Origin of the sequence: Frankia sp. Cppng1_Ct_nod (assembly GCF_920656135.1) — a bacterium.
Classification (GTDB): domain Bacteria; phylum Actinomycetota; class Actinomycetes; order Frankiales; family Frankiaceae; genus Protofrankia; species Protofrankia meridionalis.
Map to the genome: position 1 here is coordinate 1 of NZ_CAKKTK010000048.1, position 20,379 is coordinate 20,379.

Sequence of the window (20,379 nt, forward strand, 5' to 3'; positions counted from 1 at the left end):
CATATTCGTCGCATCGGCCAGCGATATCTGCGGCGAGGTCACCGCAGGCGCGAGGAGGGCGACGAACGTGATCGCGGCGGAAAGAATCCCGAGTGATCTGATGGTCTGTCCGCCCCACCATCGACGCCGCTTGTCACCCCGCCTGGTATTTTTAGCGCTCGTCATCAACGACCACCTTCTCCAGGATTCTTTGTCCATTTCTCCGTGAGCCATGGACCTGCATCGTTCCAACAGCTGCCAAAGGTCGCGTCACCGTTCCGGTGTCCGAACCTCGCGGGCTCATGCCGTGTGCTCGACAAGCACATCGTCGAACGCTTCCGGCTCGGCGACCACCGGCGTATCAGACGGGTTCGGGGAGACATTCTTCTCCCGGCTTCGGTAGATCAGACGATCAATAAGCAGGAACCGGAGCGCGGATGCGACGACCAGGGTCAGGAGAGTTCCAGTCCCGACGCCCAGCCCCCACCTCTCCACAAAGAAGGCGAGCAGCGGCAACCGCAGGACCAGATCACTGCTGTTAAGCAACATGAACGGGATGATCCGGCGCTGCCGGGAACCCTTTTTGTCGTGCCAGACGAGCAACTCGCAACCAATGAAATTCCATACGTTCGCGATCTGCGTGGCCAGAATAGCAGCGACAACATAGTGCACCCCTGCCGCGGTGAGGACGGTGATGCCGATGATGTTCGGTACCAGGCCCGTGATACCGACCAGCACAAACCGTGCTGCTCGCGGGATCCTTAGCCAGAACAAATGCCTGATAAACCGCAGCCCCTCGGCCATGGAGGCATTGGACTCACCTGCGTGCCGTTCCCCGAAGGAGTACGGGACTTCCGTTACTCTGACCTTGTTCGTGCGCACGAGAAGTTCAAGCAGTATTTTGTAGCCACTTGGCTGCAAATTATCGAGGTGAAGCGCGCCGACCCGGACCAGAAAGAATCCGCTCATTACATCTGTTACGCCCCGCAACCTGCGTGGGAAAACCAGACGGGAAACAAGATTCGCACCGGATGATACGAACCTGCGCACACCGCTGGCCAGTCCGGCGGCATCCCCGTCTCCGCGGTACCGACTGGCAATCACCATGTCCGCCTGATTGGCCACCGCAGCGTCGTACAGCGTCTTGAGAGCTTCCGGCGGGTGCTGGAGATCGCCGTCCATCACGACTGCATAAGGAGAACGCGACAGGCGAAGCCCGTCGACGACCGCGCCACCAAGACCCCCCCAACGTGTGTCCGGTGGGCGGTGGTGCAGACGCACCGTGACGTTGAAACCCTTCCGAACGCTTTCGATCGTCTGTGGCGTGCGGTCGGTGGAGTCGTCGACGAAGAGAACTTCGGCATCCATACCCTTGAGCGCCGCATCAACCCGATTCAGCAGCGCGACGATATTAGCCGCTTCATTTCTCGTCGGGACGATCACGGTCAGCTGCGGCTGTACTTCGGGTCTCGCCGCCAGGCGTGGTTCAGGAATCCCGGCGACGGCCACCGGATTCACCGGCCCCGACCCCAACTCCCGCCGAGCGGCTGGAACGGACACGGCAGCGATCCCACCCAGCCCGTCCAGCTGTTTTTTCCCCCGACTCACTCTACCCCCAGGTCCGGTTATTTTTATGCAGTGTTGGAAAGCATTGCCTTGCATGCCGTCGTAGATCCGGTACCGATATCCGGTCGTGTCGGAGGTTCATTTAGTCACCTCTCGGATCTCAACGGCGGCTGGGCCGGTACCGAAACGCGCGACTACTTGCGAATGTTCGACCGCGGTAGCCATCGTCGTCAGCCCGAGTGTCGAGATGTCCTGCCGCATGAATGGCGTGAGAACGATATAGTCCAGGTCGCGCCACCCTCCCGGTAGCTCCTTCTTGGCGGCACTGTCAAGATCTACTTTGTAGTACCAGATGGTGCGCCAGGGTGAGGAGAAGCCGGCATGGTACACGTCCTGCCACACCGTGTTGTCCACGACGACACGGCTGTCCCTCGGGATTGCGGGGCTTCGCAGGTAGGCCACGGCCTCGGCATGCTCGTCGTTGTTGGACGAGATGAACGCACGAGAGACTCCTGGCTGCCACACGATGGCAAGCGCCAGGAAGCCGGCGGTCAGGGCCACCAGCAGACCTCCCTCACCGACCCACCTCGCCGGCTTACCGAGCCGTTGGGCAAGCGACCATGTCTGGTCGACCACTCCGCCCATGCACAGCGCGAGAAAAGGCAACGCCACAATGATGAACATCTGCGGCAGATAGCCCTTCCGCAACAGAGTGATCCCCAGCAGCAGCACCACCAGGCCGATTGGCCGCAGTCGGCGGACGAAGAGCGCGATGAGTCCGCAGACCGCACCCAAAATCAGCAACCACTTATCCAGGTAGAACCAGCCGAGGACTGTACTGTGCGCTGACGAGGACGGGTCGAACACCGAACCCGAACCCGCACGCTCGAAGAACTGGAACTCCATCGCCTTCTGCAGCGACACGTGGCCCGGGCCGGCGAACAGCTCGTTCTTGAGGAGCGCCATCAGGGGATATACCAGACATATCAGAAAAAATCCTGACCAGAATCCTACAGAAGCAAAGTCCCTGGTTTTTGCATAACTGGACTGCCAACCGGCGAGCGCCACGGCGGGCAGGAGTACCGCTGTGGTCTCCTTGGTCAACACGGTGCCGGCGAGAAGAAGCCCGGCCAACACATAGTGCCAGAGATGCTTGCGAGGAGTACTGGCGAAGTAGAAAGCTGCGAGAAGCCACGGGATCGCAAGGTTGTCCAGATAGACCTGGCGCAGAAAGGTCGTGGATATCGGCGAGCCTACAAACAGCAGAACGGTAAGAACAGCGAAGATCCGACGGAGACCCAGGCGACACGCCAACAGATAGAGCAGCACCACGGAAACGTCGGCGTAGAGAACCATGATTCCACGCCCGGCCGCAACGGTCAGCGGGCCGTCGTGGAAGATCGGAATCCAGGACAACGCGGCAAGCTGCATCCAACCGAACGGCGGATGGTCGTACCAGTAGGTGTAAGGTGACAGAGCGTTGTGTGCTCGTACCCACTCGGCTTGTGAGAGATAGGTTCCCTCATCGTCCTGGACGGTCGGATAACCATGAAGGTTGACAAGCAGAATGATAGTTGTGATCGTGACGAGCGCAGCAATGATCGCTATATTCGACCAGCTCTGCCGGTACCGGCGTACCGCTGCCTCAGGTGTTCGTATGGCGGTCAGGACCGGCTGCGGTAGCACCGCGGTCGTGGACACGTTCGGATCCCCCTGACTTTCTTCAGGCCGCGTCGTCGGCGATTGCGGGTGTGCTCAGATGAGCTCCGACGTGCGCGGTCTTCTCCCACTCGAAGTTTCCTGAGAAGAAACGGAAGGCCGCCCTGACGGCGGCCCAGGAGAGAATTAGCTGGTAAACGGGCATGAAGAACACGAGCCTGGCATAGTCACGTGCTCGTACGTGAAAGCTGTAGTCCTGCCCGAATGCCCGGAGAGCTGCGACGTCGAACCCGAGCATGGCGATGGTCGGGAGGGCCGGAAGGAAAGAAATCAGCGTGACAATCATGGAGAACTTGCCGATCACGGCCGTCAGCAACGCTATTGGTAGTACCAGCCCCGAGAAGGCCTGACTCATGGGCTGCAGAAGAGTGAATTGGGCCAGGCTTCGTGCACGACGGGTAGGGAGTTTTCGCCAGTCACCCTTGTAAAGCACCTGTATGAAACCTAGATTCCACCTGGTCCGTTGCTTCACCAGGGCATATATTGTGTCGGGCGTCTCCTCCCGGGTGACAAGACCCGGGTCGAAGGCAACGCTGACCTTACGGCCGAGAGCGGACAACCGAACGCCGAGATCACAGTCCTCGGCGAGGCAGTTACCATCCCATCCGTTCACTTCGTTGAGCACTGCCCGGCGGACGAAGACGGTGTTTCCACCGAGTGGTATGAACTGTTTCTGGGCATGCATGTGCAACCGGGACCGAAACCAGAAATAATATTCCAGACAGTTGCGGAGCGAAAACCAGCTTGACTGGAAGTTGATGAGTTGGACCGCGCCCTGGACGACGTCGGCGTTATTTGCCTGAAAGACTTCGTCCACGTGAACGAGCAGTTCGCGGGCTGCCAGGGACTCTGCGTCAAAGACGCCGACGATGTCACCGGTGCAATCGGCAAGGGCGGTGTTCAGCTGACGCGGTTTGTTTTTGACCTCGGAATGGTCGACCGAGATCTTCAGGCCCGGATAACTGGCGGCGATCTTCTCCGCTACTTCCACGGTCGACGGATCATCGTGGCCGACGGCCAGAACTATTTCCACCCGTGGGTGTGTCTGGTCGACGAGACGAGCAACCGTCGCTCTCAGCACGGGCTCGACCTCGTGGCGGGCAGGAACAATGATTGAAAAGCTGTGGCAGGGCTCACGCACGGCCGGCAGGTAGAAGGTCCCCTGGTAAGTTTCAGGTGTCCGCCATGCGTAAAGCATCCACCACAGGTTGGCGCCGGAGGTCGCAAACAGCGTGAGAGCAATGACAACGATTGCTGCCGAGACGATGGCAGACAGCAAGGGCCGTTCCTTTCACATTACGGGCATCAAGTACAACCCAAGATCGGGTGGTGAGCTACCGGACTCCGCAGGGAATGTTGAACTGCTAGGTCGCACCAGGCTGAAGGTCCTGGGCCGGGTCTGGGCTCAGGCTGGCCAGTGGCAACTGCCCACACGGGTGCGCATACAGGCCACTTGTTCGTTCCTCGTTCTTGGGAATTTCTTCGGAACGGATAACATCGGTCGGCAAACATGATGTGTACGCGGGAGAAGGCCGACTACATTCGATTTTCAAGCAACAGCGGAATATCATGTGAATAGTTGGCGACGGTTGCGCTCGCGAGATATCCCAGCCGTGCGGTTCCATCCGGACTGAACGCGGTCACGCGGGACACGTGGTCCACCGTCCAGGTCCCGTCGGGTGCCTGTTCGGGGTGTATGGTTGGGAGCCCGAGAGCCGTTGCGTAGCCTGCGATGTCCGCCCAGCTTCCGGTAAGACCGATAAAGGAAACGTCGAACTGGTCGAGCCATCGGCGGATCGTCTGAGGCGAGTCGCGGTCGGGATCCGTGGTCACAAAGACCAGGGCAGTTCTGGCTCGAACGGCCGGTGTCTGCTGGCTGAGTGCCGCAGCGATGTCGGCCACCGTTGTCGGACAGACATCCGGACAGTGGGTGTAGCCAAAGAACACGAACGTCAGCTTGCCCGCGGTGCCCGACCGTACATCGAATGAAGATCCATTCGTATCGGTGAGACGGGTGGTTGGTTGGGCGACCGTCGGACTCAGCGGACGGCCCGCGAGAGAGGCCGGTGTACTCGTCTTCGGATCGGGCAGGACTGTTGATCCGGACGATGACCCACATGCCGAACTGAGTAGAACCATGGTAACGGTGACGGTAGTCAGGGTCACGTGACGGATGAACGGGGGGCTTCGCCGCCACAGACCGACCCGGTCGCGCTGGAGCCAACCGCCTTGTAGCCAACCCAGAAAAATCGTCGCTACAAGATCATCAATTCCGGCTTCGGGCGATGGTCGACGTCCGGCAGGCATCGATTTTGCGGGGTGGGCAAGGCAACCCGATAACCTTGAGAGACCGGTCATCTCCCCACGCGCTCCACGCTCCATCGGCCAGCAGATCGACTGCCGGTAACGTACAGCCGATTGACACGATACGGTTCGCCGAGGCTTTCCAGTTGACTTGCCGGCGACTGGGTCCAACCGGTCGCCGAAGTATCCCTACGCCAGGTACGGATTGAATAGTGCATGATGCGACATCCCCCCAAGAATGCTCTGGGGCCGATGCTAGCAGGAGCCGGGGACTCGCAGGTAGTGAGGCCTTGAAACTCGCCCGGAGTCCTACCGTTGTGATTCTCGTGGGGTGAAACGGTAAGTTGGTAGATAATATTGCGCTGATAGTTTGGATTCGTGCGCCGTCCTGCTCGACCACAAGATGCCGTCACAGACAGTTGACGATGAATTACTAAACGTGTAGCCAAGGGCTTGTTTACATGAGGACTACGGGCCCGCGATGGAGATACGTGAGAAGTAGGTCACAACTCCTGGTCGCCGCGAGGACGCATACTCGGCCATCATCGCCGATCGGAAAGACGACCATCGCCACAGGATGTCGGACTCCCCGGCCTCAGCTTTTCCCGTCAACTTTTTGATCTTCAAGTTGGATGTCACAGCCGACGAAAAAGGCCTCCGGTCCGGATGGCCGAAGGTTTCCGGAGTCTCTACGTTGCTCGGAGTGTCTCCGAGGAAGTCGTTCGAGGTCATGTCCACGCACGTTCCGCAGCTGGCCCCGGGACCTGCCAACGCCAGGGCCTGCCCGGGACATCGATCCGCGCAATCTGAAGATCCACCAGAGGGGCATCAGTGCGCACTGCGCAGGGCTGAATCAAGGTCGTCCTGGAGGGACGCCCCGATCAATCCTGCCGGGTCGACGATCTGCGCAGCCCGCCACAGACCACGACCGGCCATCCAGGCAGCGAACTCCGGAGCGGGGTACAGTCCAAAAAGGTCCCGCATTCCGGCGGCATTATGAAAGCCGGTCGACTGATTGTTCACCTTCACACCCACGGTGGCCGGCACGTCCACCACATAGTTGCAACCGGCTGCCGCCAGTAGCATCAGTAGATCGTCACCCGTGTTCCGGTCGGCGCCGACTTGGCTGGTGTAGTTGATGTCACAGCCCATCGGCAAACCGAGTAGCTTGCCGACGAAATGGTCCTCCAGCCCGGCTCGGATGAACTGTCGGGAGTCGGCCAGATGTTCCGGCCCGGCGAATCCGAGCGCGGAGTCGACGAGAAAGGGGTCGAACACGCGGGCGACACCGTAGGCACGTGCCTGGAGGGTGAGTTGGTCCACGCCGTGGTGGGCCTGCGCCGACAGTGCGCTGCCCTGCCCGGCCTCGAAGTACATCACCTGATCGCCGATGAAGTCACCGACACGCTCCCGGTGGTGGTCGAGAACAGCCTGTCGTCCCTCGGCGAGCAGGTTCAACGTCACCCCGAGCGCACGGTTCGCCCCTTCCGTCCCAGCGATGGACCCGAACAGCAGATCGACCGGTGCACCTGCCTCCATCGCTGCAAGCTGCGTGGTCACATGCCCCAGGACGCAGGTCTGGGCCGGCACGCCGAGCTGTCCGACGAGCATGCCGAGCCCACGCAGGATCCGGTCGACCTGCGTGACGGACTCTCGGGCCGGGTTCACACCGATGACCGCGTCGCCGCATCCCAACGACAGCCCGTCCAGGACCGACAGAAGGATTCTCTCCAGATCGTCGTAGGGATGGTTCGGCTGGAGGCGGACGCCGAATACCCCTGTCTCGCCCATCGTGTTCCGGCAGCGGGTGACCGTCCGCAGTGGCTTCGCGGAAACGACCAGCTCCCTGTCGCTCATGATTTTCGCGACCGCCGCCGCGGTCTCCGGCGTTATTCCTGCGGCCAGGCCCGAATTCCAGAAAACGGTGAAATCAGGCTTCATCACCATCTCACGGAACTCTCCGACACTCAGGGATGAAATCGTAGCGAACTGATTGTCGTCGTGCGTGCTGGCAATCAGTTCGGTGACGCCGTCCTCGATCAGAGGACTCGAGACGATGTCTGAAAGCCGGACGTCGGCAAGCGCAAGCCTGGCCGCGACCCGCTCGGCCGACGAGTAGGCGGCGAGACCCGCGAGCCGGTCGCCGGCCTTCTCCTCGCCAGCCTTGGCGAACAGTTCCGCCAGATCGGCGAACACATATCGCTCACCGTGCACGACCGAGTGGAAACTCAACCGTTCACCTCTCTGTACGGCCCGGGTGGCCCAGGTTGTAGTACCGGCCCGGATTGCGGACAACGCCGCCGCGCGGGACCGTTCTGACGTGGCGAGCATCGCATGGTCACGGAAAGTAGATGAAATCGAGGCCGGGCGCCTCGCGACGGCAGCAGGAACAGGAACAGCCACGTTCCTCGGCCTGGGTCGGTACGGACAGCGGCGTCGACCGGCGTGTCGGCATCCGCGGATCGACTCGAAGATTGCTACGAGGCCCGAAGTCCCTTGACGGAGCACATCAACTTAGGTTTACCTAAGTTGATGTGCAGCCCCACTGATGGACCGACCCTCCCGACCAGGCCTGCGGTTGGCTGCACTGCGCCAGCCTGGTCCGCGACGCAGAGGCCGGCCCGGCCTCCGACAGCAGGCTGGATCGGATGCTGCGTGAACTACGCAGGAAGTACGGCTACAGCCCAGAGGTGGCGGTCGGTATCTTCCTGGGCTCATATGCCAGCAGCGTGGCCGGACCTGCGATCGCCGCCTACATGCTGCACCGGCAGGTGCCGGACGTCCGCGCGGCCGGCATGTCCCTGCACGCCGTGCCCGGTGGCTGCTTCGATCTCACAACCTTTCATTCCGGACGGGTGACGATGCTGGCCGGTGATCCGAAAGTCGGCGCTGCCACCCGGCCGGGTCGGAACGATTACGCGTGCCGCGTAACCGTTTTCGCTGACGGTACGGTCACCGACGGCGACGATGTCACCGTTGACACGGGCACCGACCCATTGATCAGAATCGACTCGGTCAAGGGGGCTGTCGACGTGGTGGCAGACGTCGGCGTGCTGCGCCGACGTCTGGTGAGCGGTCTGGTCGACCACATGGAACCGCTGGTCGTCGCCTTGCGTGCGCGAGCGCGTCTGGGCCCGCCCGCGCTGTGGGGTGCGGTCGCCACCCAGTGTGGCCGGGCTTTCCTGCTAACCGAACGGATGACCGGCGATCCGGACATCGGACGAATCGAGGCGGATGCCTTTTTCGCCCTGGCCCGTCCACCGATGCGCGCCCGACCCACATGGTTCCAGTTCACCCATCGCGGTCGGCGACAGACCGCGATGCGTCGGGGTTCCTGCTGTCTCATCCATCGAATGAGCGCCCAGTACTGCACAACCTGCCCATTTATCCCTGATTCGGAGCGCGAACGACGGCTGCATGAGTGGGTGGACACACAAGGCGACGGCGGACTGGCGGTCGGATAACTACACCAACCCAACCATTGCCCTGATCCCACCTGTCCGTCGGGTCACTCCGGGACCACTTGGCTCTCCACATGAGTCCATATACCGTTCGTCGCATTCATGTGAACGCTGAGTGAGATTTTTCATTCCAGACGCGACGGCAGGACACCGGAACACGATACTCATTGCCTTCAGTGACCATCCATGGGCGGTCCGGACACGGTCGCCACCGGTCGCCACCGGCGATCCGGGTTGCATCGGTCACCCGGCGGGTAGGCACCCCACGCGGTAACCGCGAGATTTCGTTCTGCTCTCGGCGGAACAGTGGGACGGAATCGGTCCTGGTCGGCCACCGTTGGCTCAGGCGTCTTCGCTGGTGGGCCGGCTACCTCAGTCGGTCCGCCGTCCACGACGAAGAGGGCGGGGCCGGCGGGTAGGTTTCCGTTCGATGCGTGGGGACATGCCTCGGCGGAGCTAGCATGCGGATACCGGCTGCCGTGTGGTCGGTCGCACCGCTCGAAGGAGCGCACATGTTCGAGAGATTCACCGACCGGGCACGTCGGGTCGTCGTCCTGGCTCAGGAAGAAGCCAGGATGCTCAACCACAACTACATCGGCACCGAGCACATCCTGCTCGGACTGATCCACGAGGGTGAGGGCGTCGCAGCGAAGGCACTTGAGTCGCTCGGCATCTCCCTCGAGGGTGTTCGGTCACAGGTCGAGGAAATCATCGGGCAGGGCCAGCAGGCACCGAGCGGGCACATCCCGTTCACTCCGCGTGCCAAAAAGGTGCTGGAGCTGTCCCTGCGGGAGGCCCTGCAGCTCGGCCACAACTACATCGGTACCGAGCACATCCTGCTCGGGCTGATCCGTGAGGGCGAGGGCGTCGCCGCTCAGGTGCTCGTCAAGCTCGGGGCCGACCTGAACCGGGTCCGTCAGCAGGTCATCCAGCTGCTGAGCGGCTACCAGGGCAAGGGCGACCCCGCGACCGCCGGAGCCCCGTCCGAGGGCACACCGTCGACGTCGCTCGTGCTCGACCAGTTCGGGCGCAACCTCACGGCTGCGGCACGCGAGTCCAAGCTCGACCCGGTGATCGGGCGCGAGAAGGAGATCGAGCGTGTCATGCAGGTGCTGTCGCGCCGCACCAAGAACAACCCGGTGCTGATCGGTGAACCCGGTGTCGGCAAGACCGCGGTCGTCGAGGGGCTGGCACAGGCGATCGTCAAGGGCGAGGTGCCCGAGACGCTCAAGGACAAGCAGCTGTACACCCTCGACCTCGGAGCCCTGGTTGCAGGCTCCCGGTACCGCGGTGACTTCGAGGAACGCCTGAAGAAGGTCCTCAAGGAGATCCGCACCCGTGGCGACATCATCCTGTTCATCGACGAGCTCCACACGCTCGTCGGCGCGGGTGCCGCCGAGGGTGCGATCGACGCCGCGTCCATCCTCAAGCCGATGCTGGCCCGAGGTGAACTGCAGACAATCGGTGCCACCACTCTGGACGAGTACCGCAAGCACCTGGAGAAGGACGCCGCGCTCGAACGGCGCTTCCAGCCCATCCAGGTCGCGGAGCCGTCGGTGGCGCACACCATCGAGATCCTCAAGGGCCTGCGTGACCGGTACGAGGCGCACCACCGCGTGTCGATCACCGATGGCGCCCTGGTCGCGGCAGCCTCCCTGGCGGACCGCTACATCTCCGACCGGTTCCTGCCGGACAAGGCGATCGACCTCATCGACGAGGCCGGTTCGCGGATGCGCATCCGCCGGATGACCGCTCCGCCGGATCTGCGCGAGTTCGACGAGCGCATCGCAGGTGTCCGCCGGGACAAGGAGTCCGCGATCGACGCGCAGGACTTCGAGAAGGCAGCTTCCCTGCGGGACCGGGAGAAGACCCTGCTCGCCGAGAAGGGCAAGCGGGAGAAGGAGTGGAAGGCCGGGGACATGGACGTCGTCGCCGAGGTCGGTGACGAGGAGATCGCGGAGGTTCTCGCGATCTGGACGGGTATCCCGGTGTTCAAGCTCACCGAGGAGGAGACCGCCCGGCTGTTGCGGATGGAGAGCGAGCTCCACCACCGGGTCATCGGCCAGGAGCAGGCCATCAAGGCGGTCTCCCAGGCGATCCGGCGCACCCGCGCGGGTCTGAAGGACCCCAAGCGTCCCGGCGGTTCGTTCATCTTCGCCGGCCCGTCCGGTGTCGGTAAGACCGAGCTGTCCAAGACGCTGGCGGAGTTCCTGTTCGGCGACGAGGACGCGCTGATCCAGCTCGACATGTCCGAGTACATGGAGAAGCACACGGTCTCGCGCCTGGTGGGTTCCCCGCCCGGCTATGTCGGGTACGAGGAGGGTGGTCAGCTCACCGAACGGGTGCGGCGCAAGCCGTTCTCGGTCGTCCTGTTCGACGAGGTCGAGAAGGCCCATCCGGACGTGTTCAACACCCTCCTGCAGATCCTGGAGGACGGTCGCCTGACCGATTCCCAGGGCCGGCTGGTGGACTTCAAGAACACCGTCCTGATCATGACCTCGAACCTGGGCACGCGGGACATCTCCAAGGGCCCCGGCATCGGCTTCGCCACCGGGCAGGGCGCCATCGACTACGAGCGGATGAAGGCGAAGGTCCAGGACGAGCTCAAGCAGCACTTCCGCCCCGAGTTCCTGAACCGGATCGACGACATCATCGTCTTCCACCAGCTCTCCGAGAACGAGATCATCCAGATCGTCGACCTCATGCTGGCCCGGGTGGACATCCAGCTCAAGAACAAGGACATGGCGCTGGAGCTCACCCCGGCGGCCAAGGCGCTGCTGGCCAAGAAGGGCTACGACCCGGTGCTGGGCGCCCGGCCACTGCGGCGGACGATCCAGCGGGAGATCGAGGACATCCTGTCCGAGAAGATCCTGTACGGGACGCTCAAGCCTGGCGAGATCGTCGTCGGTGACGTCGAGGGCGAGGGCGAGGCCGCGAAGTTCACCTTCCGAGGTGAGCCGAAGCCGAACCAGGTGCCCGACGCACCCCCGATCGACCTCGCCAAGTCCAGCGAGTGAGATAAGAGCTCCCCACGAAAGGGGCGGTCCCGCTGCGGCGGGGCCGCCCCTTTCCCCTTTGGAGTCCTTGACGCTTCCGCTGTCCGACCGGGGTCCGAGCGCTGTCCGACCGGGGTCCGAGCGGGGTCCTGGCCTGGTCCGGGCTCATGTGGCGGTCATCTCATGGGCCCGCAGTGTCCGATACCTGTCGCCCCGCCCGGCAATGCCGGCCCGGACAGATAGCGTTGCCACGGGGCCTGTGCGGTGAGCCGTGAGGAGATCAGTTGGTCCTGCGTGCGGGTACGCCCGTCGAACACCTTCATCTGACCTTCGGACCGGACCCGGCCGGGTCCATGACCGTGTCCTGGACGACACCGCTGCCGGTACGGCGGCCGCGGGTACGTTTCGGGACCCCTCCGGACGGTCTGGATCGTGAGGTGCATGCCATCACCCGTGTCCACGCCGACGCCGGCACGGGCGAGAAGGTGATCATCCATCACGCCGTCCTCACCGGCCTGGAACCGGATTCCCTTTACCTCTACGAGGTCACCCATGACCGGATCGCCCGTGCCGACGGCGGAACGTTGCGGACGGCACCGAGCGGCCGGGCCCGGTTCACCTTCACCGGCTTCGGTGACCAGGGCACGTCAGCGTCCTACGACCCGTTCGGCACACCGGCATCCGGGCATGTGGTGGCCGGCATCGAACGTATCGGTCCACTGTTCAACCTGGTCGTGGGTGACCTGTCCTATGCGAACCAACGCCGCAACCCGCTGCGGGCCTGGTCCGACTGGTTCAACATGATCAGCGGATCGGCCCGGCAGCGCCCCTGGATGCCTGCTGCCGGCAACCACGAGATCGAACGAGGGAACGGCCCGCACGGCCTGGCCGCCTATCAGAGCCGATTCCTGCTCCCCGGAAACGGCGACGACTCCCCCGACTCGGGCACGAACGGCACCGGCCCGGACCTCACCGGCCTGTGGTATGCCTTCACCGTCGGCGGCGTGCGTTTCGTCGTCCTACAGAACGACGATGTCTGCTACCAGGACGCGGGCATGATGTATGTACGCGGTTACAGCGGTGGCAGGCAGCGGGCCTGGCTCGAACGGACGCTGCGTCACGCCCGCGCCGACCCGGCCATCGACTGGATCGTCGTCTGTATGCATCAGACGGCCGTGTCAAGCGCCGAGCGGCACAACGGCGCGGACCTTGGCATCCGAGAGGAGTGGCTGCCGCTGTTCGACGCTTTCGGGGTCGATCTGGTCCTGTGCGGACACGAACATCACTACGAGCGGACTCACCCGCTGCGCGGCGTGGTCGACGGTTCGGAGGTGCTCACCCCACGGCCGGTTCCAACCGGTAACGGCGCTGTCAACCCGGGTGACATCGGTACGAGTGACATCGGTACGACTGTGATCGATACAGTACACGGAACGGTACACATGGTTGTGGGTACGGGTGGTTCGTCATCGCCATCGGCAGGCAAGCTGTTCGATCCGCCCGCCGGCCGGGTGATTGTCGGTGGGGAGCCACGGGACGGCGACCCCACGCGCTACCGGCCGATCCATGTCCGGGAGCCTGCGCCGTGGTCGGCGGTGCGGGCGCCGGACCACCCGTATGCGTTCGCCGCTTTCGAAGTCGATCCGGGCGAATCGGGCGGGACGACCCGGATCGCGGTGACCGTATACGACAGCTCGGGGCCCGAGCCCGTGCCGTTCGACACGTTTGCACTGGTCAGACCACGTGCGGATGCCACCGGGCAGACGCGGACCACACCTGGGCGCAAGGAGCCGTTGACGCCCTCGGGATACGGTCCATCCATCCTGCCCAATAGGGCCTAAAGTCCCATACCCCATGCACCAATGGTGCAAAGTTCGCTACCTTCTGCTTGCGTTCCGGCGGGGGCACACGGCCGGTCCCCAACGTTCCCCCGTACGTTGCGGGCTGGTTGCCGCCGGAACGCGCGCCGAACCGCCGAATCCGTATTCGATCTTCCCGATCCGCTTCGACCCGTTCCGATCCCCTGGTATGCAACATGAATACCAGGATGGAGACCGAGGAGGTATTCTCTTCGCATGCCACAGATCGCCGTACGGCTGGACGACGCCGAGATCGCCGCACTCGACACAATGGTGTCGTCCGGGCGATTCCGTTCGCGTGCCGAGGCGGTCCGGGTGGCCCTTCGGACGCAACGCCACCTGGAGGAGGACCGGGTGATCGCCGAGGCCTACGCGCGCGGGTACGGTCAGCAACCAGGAACTTCCGAAGAACGCACCCTCTCCTTTGCCGCCGCGAGCCTTGTGCCCGCCGTCCTCGGTGACGACGGTGGCTACGACCTGACCGACCTGACCGACCTGGGCCAGCCAGAGGCATCCTGACCCCCCGGCCCGAAGCGCGACACATCAAGGCAGGAGCAGGTGAAGCAGGCCAGGTGAAACCACCGCCGCGGCGCGGGGCGGTCTGGGTCGCCCGACTGCCGCCACCCGCCGGCGCGCGGCCGGTTGTCATCATCACCCGCGATACCGCGCTGCCGTATCTGACGAACGTCACCGTCGTACCTGTGACCCGCACGATCCGGGGCATCCCGAGCGAGGTCCCGATTGGCCCCGCCGAGGGCCTGAAAGTCGACAGCGTCGCCAGCTGCGACAACATCATGACGATCCCGTCCGAGCTGCTCGTCACCCAGATCGGGATACTCGGACCCGCGTTGCTGCGCCGGCTCTCAGCGGCGATCAGGCTCGCGGTCGACGTCTGAGTGGTGCCCGCGGCTCCCCATTTCCAACCGCCGGTTCTGGGCAGCAGATCTGTTGGTACGCCTTCGGCGCCAACCCCACGAGACCTACGAGCGTCTGAAAAGCAGAGGGGTTCCTGACTCTGGACGGAGGGCCAGGAGCCCCTCGCCGGCACCATGCCTGCGAGATCGTGACAAGGTGGTCACGCAAATATGGTTGATTCATCATGGCCCGAGCGAGTCGTTCGCCGGCATGATCGCACGGACGGACGCCTTCATCCGGCGCATCCGGGAATTGCCGTCCGGGTTTTCCCGATCTACACGCACGGGATGTTCATGGCCGCCGTCGACTGGAGGCTGGTCCGGCCACGGACTCACACCGTCACGGACATGCGCGCATTCCTGGACTTTCAGAAAGCACTCCGTATTGCCAACTGATCAATCATCCGCCTGACCCCGTCCCCAGGGATACCGATCACCACCCAAAACGCAACCGTGGAACATATTCCTGACCATCTCGTCACAAGATGACGCGAACGGCCCTTCGAGACGGCCCTTCGAGACCGTCCTTCGAGACGGCCCTTCGAGACCGTCCTTCGGGACCGTCCCGAAGGACGGTCAGCACGGCCGTCCGACCGGATTCCCGGCGGCGCAGGGAGCCCTGTGGCCCCGATGGCAGGACGCCCGATCACGATGAGGCAAAACGAGCCGCTCGGCCTGCCCAGAGGAGATCCAGCAGCTCATCGCCTGCGCCCATCCCACGGATCTCCGACTCCGGAGCCTGCGCGGCATGGGTGCCCAACAGGCTGGAGAACATCAACCATTGACCTGTTGAACCTCAACATCCGACCGACCGTTGGGTTTCTTGCGCACCTGGAGGATATACGGCCGGTCGGCTCTCAATCTTGTGGTGCTTGTTCGGTCGGCGGGCCTGTCGTAGGCTGCACCAGCGGCAGTCGTCCGATGGTTTTCTGTTCATCAGAAAATGTGTAAAACCACCGGCTGGCGATCGTCGCGTCACCTCTGCCGGGGCAGCTGGAATATCGCTCGACGTGTCGTCCCGACGGATGAAGACAGTTGCGCGCATACGCTGAGGAGGCCGGGCGTGAGAGAACCCAGCAGTCTGCTCGGACGGTCACGGACGAACCGGGAACTCGGGACGCGGCGTCCTCGCCGTGGCACGGCCACCGTCGCCGCCACCACCGGTTTCGTGCACAACGCGACCATTCTGACTGCCGACACCGCTCCATGGACCCTCCAGCGGCTGTGGGCGCCCGGTGGGCTTTCCGCCGCGCTGGAGCAGGTGACCAGCCGGGTGGAACAGCCCGCTGTCCTCACTCCCGGCGGTGCGGGTATGCAGGCCGCGATCGTTCACCAGTGGCTCGTCGCCGCCCCGGCCCGGCCCATCTCGGTACTGGGTGGACGGCAGGTCGGTAACCCTCTGGTGGCCGGATTCGAGGATCGCGTCGACTCGCTCCGGCGGATGGACGACGTCCTCGGCGGCGAGGACGTCCACGGGCTCGCCGTATCGGAACTTCGAGTGATCGTCCGGCTGCTGCGCACCGGCGCCTACAGCCAGGACCACCGCGCGCGGCTGTACGCCGTCGCCGCGGAACTTGCGCGGCTAGCGGGCTGGGCTGCGTTCGACAGCGGGCGCCACCAGATCGCCCAGCAGTTCTGGATGGTTGGGTTGCGCACCGCCCACGAGGCCCACCGGCCCGCCATCGGCGCCAACATCTTGCGCTGCATGGCTGAGCAGGCGGTGCGCTACGGCGACCCGTCCGACGCCGTCGTCATGCTGCGAGCGGCCCGGACGGGTGCCGGCGCAGCCCTCACCGCCACCGAGAAAGCCATGATCGCGGGTGCGCTCGCTCTCGCGTACGCGCAGGTGGGCGACGCCCGGTCGGTGACGGCCGAGATCGCCGAGGCGTTCATGCAGCTCGAACAGTCCGATCCCACGCGCGACCCCGAGTACATGTACTGGTGCTCCCGCCCGACCATCGAGTACTACGCGGGCAAGGCACTTCTGTGCACCGGCGACGTCACCGCGGCCGTCGGACACCTGAACCGGTCCGTCGATGACCTCGACGCCGCCGCATACCCACGGGACCTGGTCCACCACAGCGTCTGGCTGGGCGTGGCCAAGGTCGACGCGGGGGACGTCGATGAGGCCGTTGCCCTCGCCTATCAGGCGGTCGACCTCGCCGCCGCCGTCTCGTCCGAGAACGCCAGGGTTGACGTGCTCACCCTGTGTGGCGCAATCGAGATTGCCGGGCATCCCGGTGCCGCGGCCCTCGCCGACCACGCGCACAGCGTTCTGCGTCCCGCGAGCAGGACGCCGGTCCGGGTCTGATCGTCCGCGAACCGTCGAGAACCTCTGCCACGATCCGTCGAATCCCACGGATGGGCATGTGTCGATGACCGCACATGCCCATGGCGGCATGCACCTATCACAGGGCCGGGGACCCTGACCGGATGCTTCCCGGTCGAGATCCCCGGCTGTTCACGATGCCGGTCGGGACGGGCGATGCGGGAATGGCGCAGCAACCGGCACCCGCGTGACGCATCTGCGGCACTGCCCGTCAGGGCCGGTTGAGCCGTGTCGACCGTTTGTGTCGATGTCGCGACACATCCATCGGCTGATCTGCATTGATGCCATTGAGTGGGTACTGCGGACATCAGCGTCGACGTCCGCTAGCGTGATCGGAATACCCGCGCATGGGGGACGGAGGCCATGGACAGTTCGGTGGTACCCATCACACTGATAGTGGTGCTGCTGATCGGCGCGATCGTCTTCGTCGTCGTCTCCAGCCACACGTCCGGATCCCGCTCGGGGCCGGAGGGCCCTCCACGCTCGCAAACGCCTTCCGGGCGCACGCGTCCGGGGCAGCGCCGACGTCAACCCTCGGGCATCCTCGGAACGCGGCGGCGCACCTCCGTTTCCCGCGCGACCGTCGCCCGTGCGACCAGTCCCGCCGCTACGGTGGAGCCATCCATTCCTGGCGGCCAGGCCACGGCAGTCCCCACCGCGCCGATCCAGCACCCGGCCACGGCACCCGCCAGAGCGCTGTTGGACGGCGAGGAGCCAGACGTGAGGTCATCAGCGCGGTCGACGCAGGACTCCGATGCGCTGACGTACGTGCACCCGGCCCCCTCCGCCGAATTCGACCATCGAGGATCCAACATCACAGGACCGTCCGTCCAGATGCCACCACCCGCCGACGCAGGCCACCGCGCCACGACCCGCGACTCGGACTCGACCGGCTGGACCCCACCCCCGTTCGGGCCGCCGCCCGTCATCTCACCGTCGGACAGTCCGTGGACGCAGGCGGTCGATGAGGGAACAGTGACACACATGAGCAGCGGGTACCCGGGCGACGGCGGAAACCCGAACGGTCCTGGCAGTGTCGACCCCGGATGGGACAGCCCCACCACGCACATGCCACTCGACCAACCGACATCCCCGCCTCCGCATCCGTTCGCGCCCCTGGTCGCGGACGAACCGGACGTCTCGACGTCACCGGCACTGCGGCTGGCCGCGGCCGGCCGGACCCGCCGCGGCAAACGCGGCGGTCCCAACGAGGACGCCTTTGTCGTCGTCGACGGCCTGCTGGCGGTAGCCGACGGGGTCGGTGGCGAAGCTGCCGGACAGATCGCCTCCACCCTGGCGGTGACCACGGTCGCGAGCTTCCGTCCGCAGTACGCCGCCGACCCACGCGAGGGCCTGCGGGGGGCGCTCGACCGCGCCAACCGCACGGTGCGGGAGAAGCCGCTCGAAGAACCCTCCTGGCTTGGCATGGCCTGCACCCTCGACGTCGTCGTTCTCGGCCGGCAGCGCGACACCGGCGAGACCCTCTTCGTCGCGCACGTCGGTGACAGTTCCGTCTGGTTGCAGCCGGGACGCGGCCGGCCGCGCCAGCTCACCACACCGCATGCCATCAAGAACGGGCCGCTACTGAACGCGATCGGCCTCAACGACGAGGTGGAGCTGGACCTACTGGAGGAACCGGTTCAGGCCGGCGACCGGGTTGTTCTCGCCAGCGACGGCATCACAAAGGTCATGACACCCGAACAGCTGGACGGACTGCTGATGGAACTCGGTACCCTCAGCCCCGAGCGGGCCGCGGACGCGCTCGTCGACGCGGCCATGATTGCCGGCGCTCGTGACGACACGACCATCGTCGTCGGCGATCTGGTGACCGACAGCACCGGCAGGTAACCAGCAGGTAACCGGAATCCTGCGGCCGGGCATCCGGTGGTACGCCTGCCGGGTCACTACCGGATGCCCGGCTTGACCCCGTCCGGCAGGCAATCGATACTCTGATCGTCCAGTACAGCCGAGATAACTGAACAGCGCACCGTCGTCATCGGCAGGCAATCGATACTCTGATAGTCCAGTACAGCCGATGCGGTACCGGTGTCGTGTCAGGGAAATCTGCCTGGTGCGTCAGTCATCGCGGTGTGGGGGGTATCCAATTATCAACATCAGACCATTTTTCATCTATACAGACCCAACCAATGCGGGTTCGGCGGGCCATGACACCGATCCGGGACGACCCCGGTGACAACGGCAGCCAGCCAACCGGTGCCGCGCATCGCACGCATTGGTCTCTGGGGCGCTCCGCAAAGTGGGAAAACCACCTTCCTGGCCGCACTGCAGATTGCCATTGTCAGTCAGTCGAACGGCGGCGACTGGACCATCGCCGGAGCCACCAGCGCAGCCTCGGACTTCCTCAGTTTCAACACCAGCCTCATGAACCGGCACCACACCTTCCCGAGCGCGACCACGGGCGTTCAGGAACTGCGGTGGCGCTTCGTCAGCCCCGCCCCCCCCGGCAGGTTCTGGCGACGCTGGCTCAACCGCACGGACCTTCCCGGGCAGACCGTCTTCGAGGTAGAGCTGTTCGACGTGAGCGGCGGCATGTTCGCCAGCGTGCCGAACAGCTCTACCAGCCTGGCTCAGATGTCGGTCTTCGCCGAAGAGGACGGGTTGGACGCCTTCGACGACGAGCCCGACGAACAGAACTCCAATGATCAGCTCCTCGAACACCTCGCAAGGTGTGACGGGCTCGTGTATCTTTTCGATCCCGTCCGTGAACGTAGTTCACAGGACGCCTATGACTTCTTCCAACGGACGCTGGAACAACTGACCAGCCGGTCCTACGAGATGGGACGGCTACGGGATGGAAAACTCCCCCATCACCTGGCCGTCTGCGTCACGAAGTTCGATGACCCAACCGTCTTCCGAAAGGCGCACCACTGTGGGGTCGCCCTGACGGGGAACGATCGCGCCATGACACCGAAGGTCCCGGAGAACCTCGCCGGAGAGTTCTTCCGGAAGCTGTGCAGTGACCGGGACGCCGGTTCCGCCGCCCTGGTCCACGGCAGTATCGAAAGGTACTTCAGTTCCCGCCGGGTCGGCTATTTCGTGAGCTCTTCCATCGGCTTCTACGTCGGCGCGAGCGGGGTCTTCCAAAAGCGTGACTTCAGCAATGTCGAGACGACCCCCAGCGGTGAGGCCCGCATCCGCGGACAGGTACTGCCCATCAACGTGTTGGAGCCGTTCCTGTGGCTGGAGGAGCAAATCCGCCAGTCCGTCCCCCTACCGTGACAAACCCGGCTG

General features: G+C 64.2%; 13 protein-coding genes. 8 read left to right on the forward strand and 5 right to left on the reverse strand.

What is annotated here, in order from left to right; genetic code table 11:
- Positions 1-279 precede the first annotated feature (279 nt).
- The 5 genes from NBW77_RS14380 to eutB form a co-directional block, all read right to left on the reverse strand.
- Positions 280-1,488, reverse strand: coding sequence for a glycosyltransferase (locus tag NBW77_RS14380; protein WP_242606143.1), 1,209 nt, complete (start codon positions 1,486-1,488; stop codon positions 280-282).
- A 195-nt stretch (positions 1,489-1,683) separates the two neighbouring features.
- Positions 1,684-3,246, reverse strand: coding sequence for an ArnT family glycosyltransferase (locus NBW77_RS14385; protein ID WP_131749279.1), 1,563 nt, complete (start codon positions 3,244-3,246; stop codon positions 1,684-1,686).
- Between the two features lie 22 nt (positions 3,247-3,268).
- Positions 3,269-4,543, reverse strand: a complete 1,275-nt coding sequence (locus tag NBW77_RS14390) for a glycosyltransferase family 2 protein (protein ID WP_207387219.1) — start codon at positions 4,541-4,543, stop codon at positions 3,269-3,271.
- A gap of 257 nt (positions 4,544-4,800) precedes the next feature.
- Positions 4,801-5,622 carry an SCO family protein gene (locus tag NBW77_RS14395; protein WP_250279875.1) on the reverse strand — a complete coding sequence of 274 codons (822 nt, stop codon included), beginning with the start codon at positions 5,620-5,622 and terminating at the stop codon, positions 4,801-4,803.
- 774 nt (positions 5,623-6,396) lie between these two features.
- On the reverse strand, positions 6,397-7,800 hold the full coding sequence (gene eutB / locus NBW77_RS14400; protein ID WP_131749330.1) for an ethanolamine ammonia-lyase subunit EutB: 1,404 nt from the start codon (positions 7,798-7,800) through the stop codon (positions 6,397-6,399).
- Between the two features lie 416 nt (positions 7,801-8,216).
- Between eutB and NBW77_RS14405 the strand changes: the two genes are divergently transcribed.
- The 8 genes from NBW77_RS14405 to NBW77_RS14440 all read left to right on the forward strand — a co-directional run bounded on the left by NBW77_RS14405 (position 8,217) and on the right by NBW77_RS14440 (position 20,367).
- On the forward strand, positions 8,217-9,032 hold the full coding sequence (locus NBW77_RS14405) for a (2Fe-2S)-binding protein (protein ID WP_131749283.1): 816 nt from the start codon (positions 8,217-8,219) through the stop codon (positions 9,030-9,032).
- Between the two features lie 509 nt (positions 9,033-9,541).
- The gene (locus NBW77_RS14410; protein WP_131749285.1) at positions 9,542-12,046 is read left to right on the forward strand and encodes an ATP-dependent Clp protease ATP-binding subunit; all 2,505 of its coding nucleotides are present in this window, start codon (positions 9,542-9,544) and stop codon (positions 12,044-12,046) included.
- 263 nt (positions 12,047-12,309) lie between these two features.
- The gene (locus NBW77_RS14415) at positions 12,310-13,866 is read left to right on the forward strand and encodes a purple acid phosphatase family protein (RefSeq protein WP_250279876.1); all 1,557 of its coding nucleotides are present in this window, start codon (positions 12,310-12,312) and stop codon (positions 13,864-13,866) included.
- A gap of 234 nt (positions 13,867-14,100) precedes the next feature.
- Positions 14,101-14,403 carry a ribbon-helix-helix domain-containing protein gene (locus NBW77_RS14420; RefSeq protein ID WP_131749287.1) on the forward strand — a complete coding sequence of 101 codons (303 nt, stop codon included), beginning with the start codon at positions 14,101-14,103 and terminating at the stop codon, positions 14,401-14,403.
- Between the two features lie 53 nt (positions 14,404-14,456).
- Positions 14,457-14,780, forward strand: coding sequence for a type II toxin-antitoxin system PemK/MazF family toxin (locus NBW77_RS14425; RefSeq protein WP_131749289.1), 324 nt, complete (start codon positions 14,457-14,459; stop codon positions 14,778-14,780).
- Between the two features lie 1,081 nt (positions 14,781-15,861).
- Complete coding sequence (locus NBW77_RS14430) at positions 15,862-17,109, forward strand: NsdA family TPR-like regulatory protein (RefSeq protein ID WP_131749300.1); 1,248 nt, start codon at positions 15,862-15,864, stop codon at positions 17,107-17,109.
- 381 nt (positions 17,110-17,490) lie between these two features.
- Positions 17,491-18,975, forward strand: a complete 1,485-nt coding sequence (locus NBW77_RS14435) for a PP2C family protein-serine/threonine phosphatase (protein WP_131749302.1) — start codon at positions 17,491-17,493, stop codon at positions 18,973-18,975.
- Between the two features lie 342 nt (positions 18,976-19,317).
- Complete coding sequence (locus NBW77_RS14440) at positions 19,318-20,367, forward strand: hypothetical protein (protein WP_131749305.1); 1,050 nt, start codon at positions 19,318-19,320, stop codon at positions 20,365-20,367.
- The last annotated feature ends 12 nt before the right edge of the window (positions 20,368-20,379 follow it).

Excerpts from the sequence above, each read along its gene's own strand:
- NBW77_RS14395 (WP_250279875.1), bottom strand. The coding sequence starts at position 5,622 with ATGACCGGTCTCTCAAGGTTATCGGGTTGCCTTGCCCACCCCGCAAAA.
- NBW77_RS14405 (WP_131749283.1), top strand. The coding sequence starts at position 8,217 with ATGCTGCGTGAACTACGCAGGAAGTACGGCTACAGCCCAGAGGTGGCG.
- NBW77_RS14410 (WP_131749285.1), top strand. The coding sequence starts at position 9,542 with ATGTTCGAGAGATTCACCGACCGGGCACGTCGGGTCGTCGTCCTGGCT.
- NBW77_RS14420 (WP_131749287.1), top strand. The coding sequence starts at position 14,101 with ATGCCACAGATCGCCGTACGGCTGGACGACGCCGAGATCGCCGCACTC.
- NBW77_RS14435 (WP_131749302.1), top strand. The coding sequence starts at position 17,491 with ATGGACAGTTCGGTGGTACCCATCACACTGATAGTGGTGCTGCTGATC.